The sequence below is a fragment of the Vibrio sp. 10N.247.311.14 genome (genome assembly GCF_041467715.1).
GTDB lineage: Bacteria > Pseudomonadota > Gammaproteobacteria > Enterobacterales > Vibrionaceae > Vibrio > Vibrio crassostreae_C.
Genome location: NZ_JBFSVE010000016.1, coordinates 1 through 19,804, shown reverse-complemented (window position 1 = coordinate 19,804; position 19,804 = coordinate 1). Strand labels below are relative to the sequence as shown.

At 45.9% G+C, this 19,804-nt stretch carries 15 protein-coding genes; 4 read left to right on the top strand and 11 right to left on the bottom strand.

The features are described from left to right. Window positions 1-59: 59 nt before the first annotated feature. From AB6F11_RS07965 to epmB, 3 genes are all read right to left on the bottom strand, one after another. Complete coding sequence (locus AB6F11_RS07965; protein WP_004733333.1) at window positions 60-548, bottom strand: MgtC/SapB family protein; 489 nt, start codon at window positions 546-548, stop codon at window positions 60-62. Between the two features lie 105 nt (window positions 549-653). Further along, window positions 654-1,199: a prepilin-type N-terminal cleavage/methylation domain-containing protein gene (locus AB6F11_RS07960; protein WP_102393337.1), complete on the bottom strand. Its 546-nt coding sequence runs from the start codon at window positions 1,197-1,199 to the stop codon at window positions 654-656. Between the two features lie 13 nt (window positions 1,200-1,212). Next, entirely contained in the window at window positions 1,213-2,235 is a 1,023-nt protein-coding gene (epmB, locus tag AB6F11_RS07955) for an EF-P beta-lysylation protein EpmB (RefSeq protein ID WP_372179418.1), read from the bottom strand. Window positions 2,236-2,268: 33 nt separating this feature from the next. Here epmB and efp point away from each other — a divergent pair, with 33 nt between their 5' ends. Both efp and AB6F11_RS07945 read left to right on the top strand, forming a co-directional pair. Further along, entirely contained in the window at window positions 2,269-2,835 is a 567-nt protein-coding gene (gene efp, locus AB6F11_RS07950) for an elongation factor P (protein WP_017067165.1), read from the top strand. A 423-nt stretch (window positions 2,836-3,258) separates the two neighbouring features. After that, entirely contained in the window at window positions 3,259-9,075 is a 5,817-nt protein-coding gene (locus AB6F11_RS07945; RefSeq protein WP_372179415.1) for a hypothetical protein, read from the top strand. A 74-nt stretch (window positions 9,076-9,149) separates the two neighbouring features. Here AB6F11_RS07945 and frdD read toward each other — a convergent pair whose 3' ends face one another. From frdD to frdA, 4 genes are read right to left on the bottom strand one after another with little or no spacing between them, the layout of a single operon-like run. Further along, the gene (frdD, locus tag AB6F11_RS07940; protein WP_065584500.1) at window positions 9,150-9,536 is read right to left on the bottom strand and encodes a fumarate reductase subunit FrdD; all 387 of its coding nucleotides are present in this window, start codon (window positions 9,534-9,536) and stop codon (window positions 9,150-9,152) included. 12 nt (window positions 9,537-9,548) lie between these two features. Beyond that, on the bottom strand, window positions 9,549-9,932 hold the full coding sequence (gene frdC / locus AB6F11_RS07935; RefSeq protein ID WP_017061300.1) for a fumarate reductase subunit FrdC: 384 nt from the start codon (window positions 9,930-9,932) through the stop codon (window positions 9,549-9,551). Between the two features lies 1 nt (window position 9,933). Further along, the gene (locus AB6F11_RS07930) at window positions 9,934-10,698 is read right to left on the bottom strand and encodes a succinate dehydrogenase/fumarate reductase iron-sulfur subunit (RefSeq protein ID WP_009847917.1); all 765 of its coding nucleotides are present in this window, start codon (window positions 10,696-10,698) and stop codon (window positions 9,934-9,936) included. Further along, window positions 10,698-12,539, bottom strand: a complete 1,842-nt coding sequence (gene frdA / locus AB6F11_RS07925) for a fumarate reductase (quinol) flavoprotein subunit (RefSeq protein WP_102320031.1) — start codon at window positions 12,537-12,539, stop codon at window positions 10,698-10,700. Before frdA ends, AB6F11_RS07930 begins: the two co-directional genes overlap by 1 nt. A 451-nt stretch (window positions 12,540-12,990) precedes the next feature. Here frdA and epmA point away from each other — a divergent pair, with 451 nt between their 5' ends. Beyond that, on the top strand, window positions 12,991-13,962 hold the full coding sequence (epmA, locus tag AB6F11_RS07920) for an elongation factor P--(R)-beta-lysine ligase (protein ID WP_136989526.1): 972 nt from the start codon (window positions 12,991-12,993) through the stop codon (window positions 13,960-13,962). Window positions 13,963-14,047: 85 nt separating this feature from the next. Here epmA and AB6F11_RS07915 read toward each other — a convergent pair whose 3' ends face one another. The 4 genes from AB6F11_RS07915 to rsgA all read right to left on the bottom strand — a co-directional run bounded on the left by AB6F11_RS07915 (window position 14,048) and on the right by rsgA (window position 18,874). Continuing rightward, window positions 14,048-14,935: a DMT family transporter gene (locus AB6F11_RS07915; protein WP_017071213.1), complete on the bottom strand. Its 888-nt coding sequence runs from the start codon at window positions 14,933-14,935 to the stop codon at window positions 14,048-14,050. A 113-nt stretch (window positions 14,936-15,048) separates the two neighbouring features. Next, window positions 15,049-16,464 (bottom strand): DASS family sodium-coupled anion symporter, encoded by a 1,416-nt coding sequence (locus AB6F11_RS07910; protein WP_017061303.1) that lies wholly within the window; start codon window positions 16,462-16,464, stop codon window positions 15,049-15,051. A 308-nt stretch (window positions 16,465-16,772) separates the two neighbouring features. Continuing rightward, window positions 16,773-17,693, bottom strand: a complete 921-nt coding sequence (asd, locus tag AB6F11_RS07905; protein WP_017063172.1) for an archaetidylserine decarboxylase — start codon at window positions 17,691-17,693, stop codon at window positions 16,773-16,775. Window positions 17,694-17,818: 125 nt separating this feature from the next. Further along, the gene (gene rsgA, locus AB6F11_RS07900; RefSeq protein WP_017061306.1) at window positions 17,819-18,874 is read right to left on the bottom strand and encodes a small ribosomal subunit biogenesis GTPase RsgA; all 1,056 of its coding nucleotides are present in this window, start codon (window positions 18,872-18,874) and stop codon (window positions 17,819-17,821) included. 150 nt (window positions 18,875-19,024) lie between these two features. Between rsgA and orn the strand changes: the two genes are divergently transcribed. Continuing rightward, window positions 19,025-19,570, top strand: coding sequence for an oligoribonuclease (orn, locus tag AB6F11_RS07895; protein ID WP_010434065.1), 546 nt, complete (start codon window positions 19,025-19,027; stop codon window positions 19,568-19,570). Window positions 19,571-19,804: the final 234 nt, after the last annotated feature.

Here is a 19,804-nt window from a genome sequence, read left to right as displayed (position 1 = left end):
TCGTTTGACTAGGCTTCTTTGTATCATTGGCATTACCACTAAGGCTATCAAGTGCTGCGCTATTTCTTCACGCGACCTTTTCGCATCCACTTTTGGTGAACGCCACGACGTAAGCTTTGGAAGCTGTTTTCCACTTTATCGACACCAAGCAGAATCACTAGCGCCATTAGCGTGATAATGACCGATTGGGAAAGATGCCCTAGTGCGATCATCATTCCTAATGCTGCGAGTACCCAGATAATTGCGGCTGAAGTCACGCCATGAATCTTGCCATCCAGTGTCATCATTACACCAGCCCCAAGAAATCCAACACCCGTAATTATCTGACCAAGCACACGAGCTTGATCGAGTGTGTTGGGGGATAGGCTGATCGCCATGGTGAGGAAGAAATAGGTACCACTGATGATCAGAATCGACGTTCGGATTCCGACGGGTTTACCACGTGTTTGCCTTTCGATTCCGATTAAAGAACCACACAGCATGCATGCAGCGAGGCCTGCCCAGCTAAAGGGGGCAAGGTTGAGAGTTTGTTCTATAAATTGTGACATATCACCCCTCCTAAAAATTTAGAATAGAGCAGAGTATGCTAATAATAGACCGGACGATCGAACAAAAACTTTTTGTCTTAACGATTGATAAAGATTACTTAAAACCTAGCAGCCGCTTGTTGTTAAGGTGAAGGCTGGTGTCGTGGTCTCTGTCGCTTCTTGGTACTCAAGGTAGCAGTTATCAGCCTGTTTTTTTCGGCTAGAAGGCGCATAAAGAATAATGCCATCGTTCGCGTCAGTGTTGGTAAAGAACCAGTCAGCTCTGCCCGTATCCCAAACCGCATCCAAGAACGTGGATTCGATAAGCATTGACCAAGTTTGATCGTTCATCGCTGCAGGGTAACCGTAAGCGACCAATATATCGTCACCCTCAACATTAATCGATGCGCTAGCTGCTTTATCTAAGCCCAATGCTGATGTCTTACCATAAAGCATAGCACTTGCGCCCTCCATTCCGCCTTTAAGGCCGTTTAATGTCGAGATACGAGCATCGGTTTGAAGGTTGAGGAACTTAGAAGCTGCAGTGACCGACACAATACCTAGAATCACGATCACCACGACCAGCTCGATGATGGTGAAACCTCTTGAGCTGAACCTAAGCGCTGGTTGAGATGTGGTTGCTGGTGGAGCAACTGAGGTATTGTGTTTCATTGATACAACTTCTCTATTCAATGTGTAGGTCGAGCGGTGTCTTGCTGCTGCGTCCGCCAATCTCACGGGTTAACTTAGGTACTAGGTAGCCAGAAACCTCAGAGATTAATCCTTTAAAGTGATGCTTCGCCTCTTCATCTGAAATATAGAAGTGCGCTGCGCCCTGAACCTTATCAAGTACATGCATATAGTAAGGTAAAATACCGGCGTCGAATAGCTTTTCGCTTAATTCTTTCAATGAGTTAGCGTTGTTGTTTACGCCTTTAAGCATCACGCCTTGGTTGAGCAGAGTAGCACCACTTAACTTAAGCTTGTGGAAGGCTTGTTTGAGCTCTAAGTTGATTTCGTTAGCATGGTTAATGTGGCTGACCATCACCACATTAAGGCGAGTTTGAGCTAACAATTGGCACAGTTCATCCGTTACTCGAGCGGGAATCACAACCGGTAATCGGCTATGAATTCGAACGGTTTTTACATGCGGGATCTGTTCGATAGCATGGATAAGCCATTCGAGTTCGCTGTCTTTGGCCATCAAAGGGTCGCCACCCGACAAGATAACTTCGTTGATCTCTGGGTGAGCAGCCACATAGTCTAGGCTGGTTTGCCAAACAGACTTCGAGCCCTTGTTATCTTGGTAAGGGAAGTGACGACGGAAGCAGTAGCGGCAGTTAATCGCACAACCGCCTTTCACAATCATCAGTGCACGGTTCTTGTATTTGTGCAGTAGCCCAGGAATGGCGTTGTCTTGCTCTTCCAGTGGATCAGCGGAATAGCCTTGGTGTACCTCAAACTCTTCGCTTAGCGGTAAAATTTGTCGTAGCAATGGATCGTGTGGGTTGCCTTTTTCCATTCGTTCGACAAAGCTAAGAGGTACCCGAAGTGCAAATAACTCACGAGCAGCGAAGCCTGCTTGCCACGGTGTTGGGTCTATTTCCAATGCCTCAAGCAGTTTTGTCGGGTCAGAGATCGCATTCGATAGTTGTTTGAGCCAGTTTTGCTCAACAGATTCGACTTTTCGGGTTATGATATGCGGCATTGAAATTAACTCAAAGATGTGGAAGAGAAAATCATGGCGTCAGTAAGCACCAATGAATTCAAAGGCGGTTTAAAATTCATGATGGATAACGAGCCTTGCTCAATTATCGAAAATGAATACGTTAAGCCAGGTAAAGGCCAAGCGTTTAACCGTGTTAAACTTCGTAAACTGCTGTCAGGCAAAGTGTTAGAGAAAACATTTAAGTCAGGCGATACAGTAGAACTAGCGGACGTTGTAGACGTTGAACTAGGCTACCTATACAGCGATGGCGAATTCTACCACTTCATGAACAACGAAACATTCGAGCAAATCGCTGCTGATGCAAAAGCAGTAGGCGAGACTTCTAAATGGTTAGTTGAAAACGACGTATGTACTCTAACGTTGTGGAATGATAACCCTATCACAGTAACTCCACCAAACTTTGTTGAGATCGCAGTAACAGAAACCGATCCTGGCCTTAAAGGCGACACACAAGGTACTGGCGGTAAGCCTGCAACTCTAGCAACAGGCGCGGTAGTTCGCGTACCTCTATTCATCGCTATCGGTGAAGTTGTTAAAGTTGATACTCGTACTGGCGAATACGTTGGTCGTGTGAAGTAATTGACTTCAAGTATCTGAAAAAGGTCGCTTAGGCGGCCTTTTTTGTATCTGGAGATCGGGGAAAAGCAGAAGAGCAGACACGCGTAAACGAGATGCGGGATGCGAGATACGAAGAGCTGGAAAATCAAGAGTGAGTAAGCCAGATGCGATTCACCTTGGTTACAAGGCTACATTATGTGACTAGTGTCATATTTTGGTTGTATTCTGGATGAAAATCAAAAATTTTATCTAACTTATAGATTTACAAGGTGTTGTTGGCGTTTATATATCGCAACAAAAATCTCTCAATTCAATATGTGACTGTTTAATATTGATTTTGTGAATGCGTGTGGTGGGAAGGGAAGCTGATTACAATATTGTTAGAATGAGTAGAGTCTACTAGCTTTATACGCGATGTTATTAAGCAACTACGTGGATATTAATATGAGACTTAATGCAATTACGTTGGCTCTTGGTTTGGTTAGTATCGTTGGGCTTTCAGGATGTGATGACGATGATACAACCGTGTCAACCACGACTCCGAGTGAGACTCCCTCGACTCCCAGCTCCCCAGCTGAAACGACTAAATACAGTGTGACTGCAATTGATGGTTATTTACGTCATGCTCGAATTTGGTTAGACCTTAACGGTAACTACGTCTTAGACGACGGTGAGCCTAATGCTATTTCTGGTGATGGCGGAGTTGCAGATTTAGACGTCACCGATGTCGACAACCCTGAACAGTACCCTGTCGTTGTGCAAGCGATCTCCGGGCAGACGATTGATGAAGATGAACCTGATGTTACGGTGTCTGACGACTATATTATGTCAGCCCCTCCAGGTGAAAAAGATGTCACCCCTTTGAGTACGCTAGTTCACGTATTGATCGAGCAAAACACTACAGATTCTGACGATGCTGCTGCGGTTGAAGCAGCAAAGCAAGCTGCCATTCAGCAAGTCGCTGATCAGCTAGGCTTAGATGAAGATGAAATCTTAGGTGATTTTGTTGAGTTAGGTGTTGAGGCTGCCGCTTATGCCGCTGAAAACTTGGTTGATTCAAATGTTTTGCCTTCATCTCCTCAAGAGTTGCAAGAAGTTGCTGAAAGTGAAGATAAAGGGACTAAGTTTATCTCTGTGATTGCATCTGTGAATAATGAAATCAAAAAGAAAATTGAAGAAGTTGCAGGTGATAGCGATAAGACATTTGATAATGTTGGTGGTGCGACAGAGGGTGTCGATTTTTCTAATGACACAGATGATGACGGCGTCCCCAATGACTTAGATGACTTTCCGAATGATCCCGATGAAAGTCTGGACTCCGATGGTGATGAGATCGGTAATAATGCCGACCTAAATGATGATACGGTGGACGGAGAAGATGACATCTACCCTGATGCCAATGATGCGTTTCCAACGGATCGTTCTCGTGCTGGTGACCATGATTCGGATGGGGTAGACAGTATTGATGATGTCTTCCCACAAGATCCAACTGAGTGGGCTGATAATGACTCTGATGGCTATGGTGACAATCAAGATGTATTTGATAATGACCCAACCGAATGGGCAGATACGGACGGTGATGGTGTTGGTAATAATGCCGATAAATTCCCATCGGATCCCAACGAGTCCTTAGATACGGACGGTGATGGCGTTGGTAATAATGCCGATGAATTCCCAACCGATGCGACCGAATGGGCAGATACGGATGATGATGGGTTAGGCGATAACGAGGATGACCCGTATCCAAACGATACGGATAACGACAGTTACAACAATGATGTTGATGAATTCCCAACCGATGCGACCGAATGGGTCGATGTGGACGGTGATGGCGTTGGTAATAATGCCGATGTTCATCCAGAGGATGGAAATAAGTCAATTGCTGATGTTGTGGCCAATGTTAGTGCAACTGATGTAGCAGTTTTAAACATAACAGATCGCGATATCATTACACTGGATATTGAGGTCGAAGAAATGGTTGAGACACTGAATAGCGGAGAGATTGTTACCACCATAACTACTCAATATATCACTGCTGATGACGTGGTATATGGCACGACACAAAGTGTCGATCACCTGTTAAATGATGACTTTACTCGTATCCAGACCTTTGCGTACGACTATAACCTCGATGGTACTGCACGTTACGAAGGCATGTCTCTTGAAATTGGTACTAGAACCGAAACAAACGAGACATATTGGCGCTATATCGATGAGGGTGATGCATCTCTTGAGGGCGGTTTCGGCGGTAATGGTCGTGTCTATGAACAAGGCGTAGCCTTAACATCTAGAGTTCACCCAAATGACTTATCTCAAATAGATACAATACATAGTGTATCAGTGGAATTTGAGGACGTCGCAGAGGGCGTTCAAGCGGTCGAAACGTTAACCGAATACACGGTAAATGGCTTTGATATCGACGATGTTCAAACCCATCAAGCTCAATGGGCTCAGACTTTAACCACTGTAACGCAGGATTACGTGCAGAGTTTCGTGGAGTCTAAGCAGGACTGGGGTGCAGACGGTTACATCAATGTTGAACTTCGATTTAATAATATCCCTGATGGTAGCTATGTCTACGAATATTCGACACCAATATGGGCAAACCCACAAGATGGTGAATTCCATGAGTACGCAGACTTTAACTTTAATGATGGTAAGTGGGACGAGCTCACCTCGTACTGGAACTATTACCGCAAAGAGGTGCTAATCAATGGTGATGTTCTTGAAAGTGGAGAGCGTACGGTTCTAGACGAGGAGACGAATACTCAACTTATTGTCGATAGTGATCCAAAAAATACTTTGTTCAATGAATGGAATGCCGTGTCTCGCTCTGTTAGTGATGTGGAAGAAAATAAACACATAGAGTGGCAGCACTACCCATTAACTGATTATTCATTTACGACTGACACAGATAACGTCGGACAGGCCTATCGCGTTTACCAGAAACAATCTAATGGCCTTTGGGTTGCTACCTCATTTGATGAGTGGGGAACACAAGCTGTTGTGGATCTACCACAACAGGTAGAGGATGCCCGTGTTGCTGGCACAGAGTTGGAGCTTATTGATGACCAAATCATTCCAGGCCTGAGCCGATACGCTACGCTGTTACCTACAAGCAGTTTCCAATACGATGACAATGGGGCAATTCAATGGCACGTCGTAACACAAGACTATCTGTTCACTGATACTGGTATTCCAACACTGGTTACACTGGATCTTGGTGATAGTGGTGTGGTTCCTGGTTCGTTTACCGGAGTGAATGATGTTGATATGGTGCTTATGGTTCCGGTCGTCGATAATCCTTGGTCTTGGTACGATGCCTACTATCGTAGGGGCATAGATACATGGGGCATGGATCTAACAGAAGGAGACTTTAGTTGGAACAATAGCCTAGGAGTGTTCTTCTTAGACGAGACAGCTGCGCAAGATTATCTTGCTGAGTTTTTAAATCAAGATAGCGACGACGATGGCTTTAAAGACTACGAGGATGCTTTCCCTAATGATCCAAATGAATGGGATGATAGTGATGGTGACTATGTTGGCGACAATAGCGATGCCTTCCCTTATGACTCATTAGAGTGGGCGGATTCTGATAGTGATGGTTTAGGCGATAACCATGAGAATGCAACCGAAGGTTTAGATCCGAATAATGCTGATTCAGATGAAGACGGCGTTTATGACGGTGAAGACCTTTATCCAACCGACCCAAATAAGTGGACTATTACCGCCCAAGAGTTTGCGGAGCAAGAGGGGACTCTTTACGGATTCTTCAGCGATTGGAGCGAACTATCGTTCGTAGATATTCTGTTTAAAGAAACCTTGAGTTATGGCGGTGATACGTTAACCCTTACGGAACTCATACAGTACCGTGGTGATCAATCCTTTATCCAGCTACCACTTGAAGCTGAGGGGGACGTACAGCTCACTGAAAACGGCTGGCAAACTCCGGTAGGTTATACGATAGACTTCTCTGGAGAGCAACTTATTGCCTATCCAGAAGACAATTCCAGTTTCTATTATTCAGTAGAATCAGAAGTGGTAAACCTATCGGGTATGGCATTGTATGAAGTCTACTTTGAGTGGTTCGACTTCATGGAAGAGGCGAGGTTCGCTGAAGGCTCACAAGCGGTAATGTTTACCTTCTCTCCAGCCGTAAACCAGTACTTCCTATGGGAGGGTGGTAGTCCGTACGTGAGGTTCTCTGACGTCGGTTATGATACGGATGGTAGCTCTATTACAAGTCTGGACGACATTATTGTGTCGCAGTCGGTCGGTGAGTCGGTTTCCACAGATCTTACTACCTCTGTTGGCCTCTATCTAGACTTTGATATCGAGTTAGTGAGTGATGGCACGGCGCATTATTACTTCTTTGATTGGGACGCAGGAACGGCAAGTCGCGTCGCTACTGCGGATTACTTACGTTACACATTACACGGTGAAGATATCGTCGAATTTACCGTACCAGTTGAGGCTATGCCCTACATGGGAGAGGGGGATACGCCTACCATGATCTTTAGCATGTACAATGGTGAACTTACGGTAGGTGAGATTGAGGCGCCAAGTGCTGAACCGTCGGACGATACTATGTACGCTTTCAATGGTATTGCCGCACAGTCTATAGAAGATGGTGTAGTGTTGAGCGATTACCTATTTACCTGCTACTTGGGTGATAGCGATGATAAGTCAAGCCCAATCATGGCTGACTATGAGCTTGCGATTACGGATTGTGGCGGTCGAACTCACATTACCAGCGAAATGGTCGAGGGTCTAAACTTCCAACGCGTTAAAGGCAATGGAAATACTCGTGACTACTTGTTCAATGCTGATGGCACAGTGCATGTATTGAAGGGAGAGGGCGGTAACTATACTGACGATTGGGTCATAGAAGATGGCTTGGTTAAGATCAGCTATTCTGATGAATCGGAGAGCTTCACGACTTACTGGGCACTGTTAGATTCGTTGGATGATACGTGGTCAATCAAGTTCTATGAGAACGAAGTTGTGGACGGTCAATCAAGTAGCTATATCTGGATGGATACTATTATTCAACAAGATCGTCCGATTGTGCTTGAAGAGTGCTACATCGGTGATGCAGAACCTGTTGAGGGGCAACCTATCCCGAGTATGAGTGACTACGAAACGGCGATCACGGATTGTGGCGGTCGAACTCACATTACCAGTGAGATGGTCGAGGGTCTAAACTTCCAACGCGTTAAAGGCAATGGAGATACTCGTGATTACTTGTTCAATGCTGATGGTACTGTACATGTATTGAAGAGTGAGGGTGGTGACTATATCGATGACTGGGCCATAGAAGATGGCTTTATTAAGGTTAGCTATTCTGATGAATCGGAGAGCTTCACGACTTACTGGGCGTTATTAGAGTCAATGGAGCAAACTTGGTCAATTAAGTTCTTCGAGGAAGAAACGTTAGGCGGTGTGACTGAAAGTTGGATATGGGCAGATACCGTGGTGCAACAAGATAGAAACGCTCTGCAGTTTGACCCGACTAACTTGGTATTGATGGAGTACGATGGTAACACCCTCTTTTTCCATGATAACGGCAGTATGAGCTATATCGGCAATGATGGCACTGAGACCTATGGGAACAGTTGGATGAAAACTTCAGCTAATACCATGATGATAACTTATGAAGATACCTCAACCGAGCAATGGGTACTTTTATCACAAACTGATGATGAATTAACTATCTCTAGGGATGGCTCAGAGGAGGTGCTTACAAATGTTACCTACGAGGGAACAGTAACGGTCTGTGAGGATGGTGATTCACCGTGGGATGATTTTACGGACCAACCCTCTGACTTTGGCACTCGTTCGGACTATGACAGCGCAGTCGCCAACTGTACCGTTGGTGGTGCTCAGTTTATAGAGTCTGATTTCACAGATAATGGCAGTGAAAGTTCTCGTTGGGAGCTCATCGATCTTTGGGAGATAAATGGCACCGTCATGGCTGTAGTTGAAGAAGAGGTTGTGTTCCATAGTAACGGTACTGGCTACTTTGACGATGATGAGGGATTGTTCGGGTTCGATTGGGTGATTTTGAATGGTGAGGTGACCTTAACCATAACCGAAGAGGAATTTATAGGAGCCAAAGACACCTGGAATAAGGTTGATCAAGATGGAGAGTATATTACGACTAAATCCTTCTGGAGCGATCCAACCTGGAGCAACCCTGCGCCGGCAGAGGGAGAAGCTGAGATATTCTCGGGTGTGATGCGATTTGTGGGGTTTGAATAGCCGTAACGCATAGACTTATCATCTAACATAGAATAAACGCCTAGGGTCAAACCTAGGCGTTTTCTATTTAACTGTTAAATCATAAAAATGAAGATAATAGACAGTGCGCTGATTAGGCCTGCAACGAAGTAGCAGCCCACTTTACCTGCAACGCCGACGTGGAACTTAAGGTCGTGCATGCCGTGGTGAAGGCGGTGCATTGCGTGCCACATTGGCAGTGCTAGCGTACCGATGATGAATAGCGCACCGATAATGCTGGTGGCAAATTCAGACACACGCTCGTAGCTCATTGCGTCCGCATCGATGATGCCCATTGGCACTAAGATACCTAACACTAGAACCGTGATTGGTGTGATCATCGCGAACCAAGTACCGCCAGCGCCAAATAGGCCCCACCAGATTGGCTCATCAGAGCGTTGTGGGTTGTGGTTAACAGGTTTTACTTTGTAATTTGTGTTCATAACGAAAGCTCCTTACACCACAACAAGAACGATTAAAGAAATAAAAGCCACCGCTGCCCACTGGGTCAGTACGATGATTTTTTTATCAACCAATTTGCCTTTAAGACGGATTGGCATTACTTGAGGCATCATGCTGAAGAAGGTTTGAGCGTGCAGCAAGCTGCCTAGCAGTGCCACGATGTTGATACCAACGACGATAGGGTTCGCCATAAAGCTCAACCAACCAGCCCACGCTTCAGGGCCTTTCACTAGTGCACCCAAACCGAAGGTTAGGAACAGAGTGAATAGAATCAAAGGCAGTACAGTCGCTTCACGTAGCATGTAGAAGCGGTAGAACGGATGGTTGCTCCACCACGTTCTCTTCATCTCACGAACATAAGGCTTACGATTGCTCATATTATGCCTCCTCTGCTGTTTTTACTTGCGATCCGTCTGGCTTGAACATCGAGATAACGAAGTCCATTGAAGACTCAACTTTACCTTGGTTTACTGCAGCCGCTGGGTCTACTTTCTTCGGACATACGTCAGAACAGTAACCTACAAACGTACAGCCCCAAGCGCCATTGTCGCCATTGATAAGCTTCATACGTTCAGCTTTACCATTGTCACGGCTATCTAGGTTGTATCGGTGAGCAAGAGCAAGTGCCGCAGGGCCGATGAACTCAGGGTTTAGACCAAACTGAGGACATGCTGCGTAACACAAACCACAGTTGATGCAGCCAGCGAACTGTTTGTATTTCGCCATTTGCTCTGGAGTTTGGATGTTTGTGCCGTCTTCTGGCTTACGGTCGTTACCGATGATGTAAGGCTTGATCGCTTCAAGGCGCTCGATGAACGGCGTCATGTCGACAATCAAATCTTTTTCGATTGGGAAGTTAGCCAAAGGCTCAATTTTGAAGCCGTTTGGATAATCACGTAAGAAGCTCTTACACGCCAGTTTTGGCACGCCATCAACCATGATGCCGCAAGAACCACAAATCGCCATACGACAAGACCAACGGTAAGACAGGTCTTTATCTAGGTTGTCTTTGATGTAACCGATCGCATCAAGTACTGACATGGTTTCATCAAACGGAACTTCAAAGGTTTGAAAGTGAGGTTCTGCATCGTGCTCAGGGTCATAACGCAGGATTTCAATTTTTTGGATTCGATTCGCTGACATTATGCTTGCTCCTCTTCGCTCTTCTTCGCATTCTCTTCTGCTGCTTTTTCAGCGGCAGCGGCTTTCTCAGCAGCTTCACCGTAAAGACGAGCTTTAGGTTGAGATTTAGTAATCTTAACGCCGCTGTAGTCGATGGTTGGTGCTGCATCTTCGTTGTAGAACGATAGAGAGTGTTTCAGGAAGTTCACGTCGTCACGTTCTGTGCAGTTGTCGTCTAGACGTTGGTGCGCACCGCGTGACTCTTTACGAAGAATAGCTGAGTGAACCATCGCTTCAGCAACTTCAAGACCGTAGCCGACTTCGATAGCGTAAAGTAGGTCCGTGTTGAACACTTGGCCTTTGTCTTTAATGCTGATCTTTTTGTAACGTGCTTTTAGCTCAGTGATTTTGTCGATGGTTTCTTGCATCAAGTCTTCTTGACGGTAGATACCACAACCCGCTTCCATGGTGTGACCCATTTCAGTGCGGATATCAGCCCAGTTCTCATCGCCTTCTTGGCTTAGCAGACCTGCGATGCGATCTTCAACCGCTTTCACTTGCTTCGCGATAGACTCTTCATTCCAGCCTTTGAATTCTGCTGCACGTTTCACGGCTTGTTCACCCGCTACGCGACCAAATACAACGAACTCAGCCAGAGAGTTAGAACCTAGGCGGTTTGCACCGTGCAGGCCAACTGAAGCACATTCACCAACGGCGAATAGGCCTTTAATGCGAGTTTCACAGGTACCGTTAGTTTCAATACCACCCATGGTGTAGTGAACGGTTGGACGAATTGGGATTGGCTCTTTTGCTGGGTCGACGTTTACGTACGCTTTTGCTAGCTCACAGATAAACGGTAGGCGTTCTTGCAGGTACTCTTCACCAAGGTGGCGAAGGTCAAGGTGTACGACATCACCAAGCGGGTGCTTGATGGTGTTGCCTTTCTGCTGCTCGTGCCAGAATGCTTGAGAAACTTTGTCACGAGGACCCAGTTCCATGTATTTGTTTTTCGGCTCGCCCACTGGAGTTTCAGGGCCCATGCCATAATCTTGGAGGTAACGGTAGCCGTTCTTGTTGACGATGATACCGCCTTCACCACGACAACCTTCGGTCATCAAGATGCCAGTGCCTGGTAGGCCTGTTGGGTGGTATTGAACGAACTCCATATCACGCAGTGGTACACCGTGGCGATAAGCCATTGCCATACCGTCGCCAGTTACGATGCCGCCGTTGGTATTACAGTGGTAAACACGACCTGCGCCACCCGTTGCTAGAACAACAGATTTCGCTTTGATCGTAACAAGTTCACCTTCAGACATGTGAATCGCGATTAGGCCTTGTACTTCGCCATCTTCAACGCCGCTCTGGTTTTCTACGAGAAGGTCCACCACAAAGTACTCATCAAATCGTTTGATTGTGTCGTACTTCATCGAAGTCTGGAACAGAGTATGAAGCATGTGGAAGCCGGTTTTATCCGCTGCGAACCACGTTCTCTCTACCTTCATACCGCCGAATCGGCGTACGTTTACTTCACCGTTTTCTTTACGACTCCATGGGCAGCCCCATTGTTCCATTTGGATCATTTCGCGAGTCGAGTTTTCAACAAAGTATTCAACAACATCCTGTTCACATAGCCAGTCGCCACCACCAACAGTATCGTTGAAGTGGTTATCTAAGCTATCTTCGTCTTTAATTACTGCTGCTGAACCGCCTTCTGCCGCTACCGTGTGCGAACGCATTGGGTAAACTTTAGAAATCAGTGCTACTTCCAGTTCAGGATTAGCTTCAGCCGCAGCAATAGCTGTACGAAGACCAGCGCCGCCTGCGCCGATGACTGCGATATCTGTGGTAATTGTCTTCACAGTTATTCTCCAGTGTGATGCGGAGTATTCCGCTTGTAATTATAAAAAGCCTATTTAGGAGGTTCTAAATCGTAGGAACCATTTAGCGCCCCTAAGCCTTAAGTGGTAGGTTCAGTGTAAGAGAGGACGGTATTCGAAAAGTTGATGCATTTGGGTTTTTAGGTCGGTAATGCATATGGAGGCATAGAAATTATAGGTTATGTGACTGCAATCACGGCAATGAATTGTTGATAACGATTAACCCACAGGACGGGTGTTAACGGCTTGTTGAGTATGATTTTTGTTATCAATGTTGATGTGAAATCTGTATTGATAATTGTATTGTAGAACGTAATTTTCTGGCTTCATTAAAACAACATTTTGCTTTCACGAATAGAAAGATAGAAGCTTACAAAAGCGATGAAAGGTGGTAATTTTCGTCGCCTAGAATTCAGTAATATGGAACTCAATAATGCACTCTACATGGCAACCGGCCGCAACCATTAAACAGTTAAAGCAACGTGCTGATATCCTTAATCAAATTCGTCAGTTCTTTGCTGAGCGAAACGTGATGGAAGTGGATACGCCTGCGATGAGCCACGCCACGGTGACGGACGTGCATTTGCATACTTTCAAAACTGAATTCGTAGGGCCGGGTTATGCGCACGGTCAGCCTCTGTTCTTTATGACTAGCCCTGAGTTTCATATGAAACGTCTATTAGCGGCGGGCAGTGGCTGTATTTACCAAATTTGTAAGTCTTTCCGTAACGAAGAAAATGGCCGTTACCACAACCCTGAGTTCACCATGTTGGAGTGGTATCGCGTTGGCTTTGATCATCATGACCTGATGGATGAAATGGATTCGCTGTTACAGCAGGTACTTAAATCGGGCTCAGCAGAGCGAATGACTTACCAACAAGCCTTTATTGACGTGTTAGGTGTGTGTCCCCTGGAAGATTCGATGGATACGCTAAAGCAAGCTGCGGCGAAACTTGGGCTCAGCGACATTGCAGAACCAGAAGAAGACCGCGACACCTTGCTGCAGCTGCTGTTTAGTATTGGGGTTGAAGCTAAGATAGGGCAACAAGTGCCTGCGTTTGTTTATGACTTTCCGGCTTCACAAGCGGCATTGGCTAAGATTAATCCTGAGGATTCGCGAGTGGCGGATCGCTTTGAGGTGTATTTCAAAGGCATCGAGTTAGCAAACGGCTTCCATGAATTAGATAAGCCACAAGAGCAGCTCAAGCGCTTTGAAGATGACAATGCCAAACGTATTGAGATGGGCTTATCGCCTCAACCGATTGACCATCACTTGATTGAGGCATTAAAAGCGGGCTTACCAGACTGTGCGGGTGTTGCTTTAGGTATTGATCGTCTGATCATGCTGGCGTTAGGTTATGACCACATCGATGATGTGACGGCTTTTCCTTTCCCACGTTCTTAACTTTTTGCTTTTGTTTTTACTGAGAGTGAATAGTCATTAGCTATTCACTCTCAGTTTCCAATCAGCTGCCAATTAACTTCACTAGCTAGCTGACTAGAATACCAGTACCCACTACGGCAACAATGGCACCGATCCAAGCGTAGGCATTTGGTCTCTGTTTGGTGTACAGCCAAAGTATTGGTAACAACATGATAGGTGTGGTTGAAGACAACAGAGCAACCATGCCGACATTTCCTTCTTGCAGTGCATACAAGATCAGCGTCATTCCCACCGCCATAGCAAGAAAGCCGTTCACTGCGGTAATCGCGAATATTTGACCATTCATCGGGTTAATTGCGCGTGAGAGCTTGGCACCCGTTAAGCGAAATGCGGAGTGAGCAACAAAAGCGGTGATCATACGAATTGCTGAAGCGGCAACAGGGTCTATGCTGGTTTGCATCACGGGTTTTGCGATGATCCCACCTAATGCTTGGCAGATAGCCGCTGTGATTCCGAGAGCTACACCAATCCACACGGTGCCCTTGATGGTTTCGAGTTGGTTGTTGGCTTGTCCTCGACGACCAAAGAATATCGCGGTTAATACACCACTGAACACCAACGCTGAGCCAATCAGCTCAACCGAAGTCATGCTTTCGCTAAACAGGAAGTAACCAAGAATCGCCGAGAACACGGCATGACAAGAGAACAGCAAACCTGCTTGGCGCGGTCCCATTCGATTCAAACAGGCAAATAGGGCGGTATCACCAATGAAGATGCCAATTAGCCCAGACAGCATCATCGGCGTGACGAGGTCAGCTTCGACAGTTGACCAGCCACCAGTAAACCAAGCCATGCTCGATAAGATGATAGCGGTACAACCCATGCGCCAACGGCTATAGGCGAAAGAACCTAAGTGTTGAGCAGGCTTTACTGACATCAGGCTCGCGATGGCCCAAAGAAAAGCGGCAGCAAGAGCCAGCCATTCGAATCCCATTGAAGTGTACGTCCGTGTCAAAATGTAGAAGTGGGGGATTCAATATGCACTAAACCTTCCAGATAGCAAAGACGTGATTACTATCTGGAAGGGCATTAGTAGGGATTAACGTGCTAGGTGATGATAAACAGGGCGAGGTAAACCATCAGCAAGCCCACAATACCTAAGATGATGCCCATCTTCGCCATGTCTTTGCTTTCGATAAGCCCGGTCGAGTAGGCCAGTGAGTTTGGTGGTGTCGATACTGGCAGAATCATGCCAAGTGACGCAGAGAAGGCGACCACAACCAGCAAGCCTTGCAGACCACCAATCGCAACTAGGCTTTCCATGGAAGCACCAATTGCAGCGGCTATCGGCATCAGCAAGTTGGCCGTCGCAGTGTTTGACATGAAGTTCGCCATTAACCAACACACGATAGACAATGTCAGTACCACAGCTGCAGGTGACAGCGATTCATAGTCAATTGCGTGTGCGAGTGCAGCGGCTAAGCCTGTTTTATCTAAGCCAATACCAATCGCAATACCACCTGCGACCAGCCACAACACATCCCAGTTAATCAGCTTGAGTTCTTCTTTGCCCATGATGCCAGTGAGCGTAAACACAGCCAGTGGAATGATAGACACGACATAGGTGTTCATGCCGTGCAGTTTGGTGGTCATCCACAATAAGATTGTCGCAGCGAAGGTGATGTAAACCACAATCGCTCGCCAGCTCTTTCTAAATTGTCCATCAAGCTTGAGCACCATGTTTCTTTCTTTAGAAGGGAAGAGTTTTTGTAGAAGAAACCAAGCGATGGTGAGTTGGATGATCACAAAGGGTAAGCCCATCATCATCCAGCTGAGGAAGTCGATGGTATTTTCACCCGTTAGGTATTGCAGCGCGATGGCATTGGGCGGTGTACCGATTGGGGTTGCGATACCGCCAGTATTGGCAGCAATTGGAATACACAACACGAGCGCTTTGATACCCATATCGCCTTTTGGTGCAGATGCCACGATAGGGCCGAGCAGCGCAAGCATCATTACCGTCGTTGCGGTATTTGACATGAACATTGAGAACACGGCGGTGATCAGCATTAAGCCGAGCATAATGAAGCGCGGCTCTGTACCAAATGGTTTGAGAAGCACTCGAGCTAGGTTGTTATCGAGTTCGTACTTGGATGCGGATATCGCAAGAGCAAAGCCACCCATGAAAAGGATGATGATTGGTGATGAAAATGCACCGAAGATGTCGGTATATTTGATTAACTCACCGAGATCGTGCCCCGCTGGTGGATTTCTAAATAGGTGTAAACCTTTGTCAGATATCATCACCAGTTCAAGCGCAATGATCAAAATGGAAGTGGCGAATACCGGAACAGGTTCAAGCACCCACAGCAGGGCTGCTAATAAGAATATCGCCAACAGGCGGTGTTGAATCAGCGTGAGATCATCGATTGGTATTGAATCTATCGGCATGAATAACACGCCTAAGGGAATCGCAAAACAAATCAACAGCTTGACCAGAACGCCAACATTGAGTTTAGGCATGTACAAAGACCCTATAAATAAAATATCTTCAAATAGAGTAAGTTATCTGGATTTCTGGTACTTGGAGACGGGTTGGAAAATCAAAAAGTTGTTTAAGGTTTCGACAGTTGTTTTGTTTTTGGTCAATCTTTTATCTGGGCAATTAGAGACAAGAGTGAGAAGCAGCAGGTGGCTGGGCAGGGTTTGAAAGATTGAGTTGTTAGAGCTTGAGTAGCAAATGAATCGGTAGAGTTAAGAAAAAGGCGCGTTCTTCTCTGAAATAGAAAAAGTAACGCGCCTTGAAAGCTTAAATGAGTTAACTCAAATTGTTAAGCTTGGTCAGTGTTCTCAGCAGAATCGGTAACAACATCGTCATTTGCTTGCGCTTCTTTGCCAGCAATGTGCGCGAAAGGTGTACCAAGAACCGTTTTCTCGCCATTTTGCATAGTGTCGTCAAACTTGATCGCATCTTTAGCGAACAGGTTGATAACGGTTGAACCAAGCTTAAAGCGGCCCATCTCTTCGCCTTTCTTCAAGATGATTGCTTTGTCACCTTGTGCAGGGTAATCCCATTTGTAAACCGAGTTACCACGAGGTGGGGTGATGGTACCTGCCCATACTTGCTCGATGCTACCTACGATCGTTGCGCCAACCAGCACTTGTGCCATTGGGCCAAATTCCGTATCGAAGATACAAACGACACGCTCATTACGTGCGAATAGGTTTGGAACGTTTTCTGCCGTTAACGGGTTAACTGAGAAAAGGTCACCTGGAACGTAGATCATCTGGCGCAGTGTGCCGTCGCATGGCATGTGCACGCGGTGGTAATCACTTGGAGACAGGTAAAGCGTTGCGAATTCACCGTCTTTAAATTCATCCGCTAGCGCAGCATCACCACCCAATAGCTCGCGAGCTGAGTAGTTATGGCCTTTCGCTTGAATCAGTTGACCGTCAGTAATTGGGCCAAATTGGCTCACACGTGCATCTGCAGGGTGAACAATAACAGACTCACCTTCAGCGATAGGACGCATGCCTTCTTTCAATTCACGCACGAAGAATTCATTGAATGTTTTAAAGTGTTTTGGATCGCTATGCAGAGCTTCATCCATGTTCACTTTGTATTGCTTGATGAACCAGTTGATGATCGCTGTCGTTAAGCCGCCCGCTTTAGCAGACGCAAGTTTGCCGACTAGGCGAGTTAATCCATGTTGTGGAATCCAGTACTGCAATCCAACTTTAATCTTATCCATTGTATTAATTTTCCAATGCTAATTTTTTTTCAATTAAATCTGTCGATGACGGTTTAGGGCGCGAGATGTTACTTAAATTCGCGCCAATTGTCAGTAAATGCACACATTTGTTCACAAAAACGCGATTAGAGATCGGCTTTTTTGTTGCGTGAATACTGACGGTTATCTTTGTTACTCGCCATGCTTTCAATGATGCGGTGGTAGTTGTCGAAACGTAATCGACTGATCTTTCCGTTTTCTACCGCTTCGCGCAGGATGCAGCCTGGGTCATCAATGTGTTTACAGTCACGGAACTTACAACCGCCAAGGTAAGGCTTGAACTCGATAAAGGCTTCAGTGATTTCGTCGGCCTCTAGGTGCCATAGGCCGAATTCACGCACTCCAGGTGAATCAATCAGATCACCACCAGAAGGGAAGTGGTATAAACGAGCTGCCGTGGTTGTGTGCTGACCAAGACCTGAGTTCTCAGAGACTTCGCCTTCTTCAATGTCTAGCGTAGGCATTAATGCATTCACTAGGCTTGATTTACCCACACCCGACTGACCAACAAAGATGTTGATACGGTCTTTGAGTTCAGCTTCCAGCTCTTTGATGCCGTAGCCAGACTCTTTACTCACGAACATCACTTTATAGCCGATCTTCTCGTACTCTTTAAGTGTTTCACGGTATTCAGCAATCTGCTCATCAGTCAGTAGATCGACCTTGTTCAGTACAACAAGCGGCGCGATGTTTACCGTTTCTGAAGCAATTAGGTAACGGTCGATAATATTAAGTGATAGCTCTGGTAGCACAGCCGATACGATAACCATTTGGTCGACGTTCGCAGCTACTGGCTTTAGGCCATCGTAGTAATCAGGGCGAGTCAGCATTGAAGTTCTCGGCTCAACCGCTTCCACAACGCCAGAAATACCGGCCATTGATTCTAAGCCTGCGCGCCAAGTCACTCGGTCACCAGAAACTAAAGTCTCGATACTACGGCGTAAGTTACAACGATGAACTTCGTTAGTTTCAAGATCTTCGATATCAGCATGTTGGCCAAAGCGCGTAATCACGAGTCCGCTTTTGGTTCCGCCAAGCATGTTCTCATCCCATTGGATAGAATCTTCTTTCTTGAGTCGCTTGTTCTGGTTGCTACGTACACGACGTACTTGACCTTTGGTTAACTTCTTTTTTTTAGCCACAATTTTTCACTTAACACATCTAACTTGATGATTGGGGACTCAAACAGGATGTTGCTGGTACCACGTGATTTCGATGGTCCTAAAGCTAGTTTGAGTATAGTTATTTGGGTATAGTACCTCTTTTACACATAAACAAATAGGCGACGCCTTATGTCCTTTAGCGATCAGAACCTTATTTGGGTTGATCTAGAGATGACAGGACTTGATCCTGAAACTCATAAAATCATTGAAATTGCTACTATCGTTACTGATAGTGAGCTTAACATCCTGGCTGAAGGACCTGTTTTGGCTATTCACCAACCTCAGAGTGAATTGGACAAGATGGACGAGTGGTGTACAACGACTCACACTGGCAGCGGCCTCGTGAAGCGAATTCAAGAAAGCACGGTTTCAGAGCAAGATGCCATCCAACAAACCATTGAGTTTCTTGAAAAATGGGTACCAAAAGGTAAGTCACCAATTTGTGGCAACAGCATTGGTCAAGACCGTCGTTTCCTATACAAGCACATGCCAGAGTTAGAAGAGTACTTCCACTACCGCTATGTTGACGTAAGCACTCTGAAAGAGCTGACTCGTCGTTGGAAACCTGAAGTGTTAGATGGTTTTTCTAAGTCGGGAAGTCACCTTGCGTTAGACGATATTCGAGAGTCGATCGCCGAGCTGCAGTACTACCGAAAAACGATTATTAACATCTAGTCGAATAAAATGATCACGTTTATCTAACTTTTCAGGGACATAAGAGCCGTTTTTTTTGCAAATCTGTGTGCTTTTACAGCAGTTGAGTAAAAAGTTTCGTAATTTTGCATTAAGGACTTGCATCACAAAAAAATGCTCTTATAATTCGCAGCCCTGAACGGAGAAAGACGTTTTCAGATTGCGATACTAGCTCAGTTGGTAGAGCGCAACCTTGCCAAGGTTGAGGTCATCGGT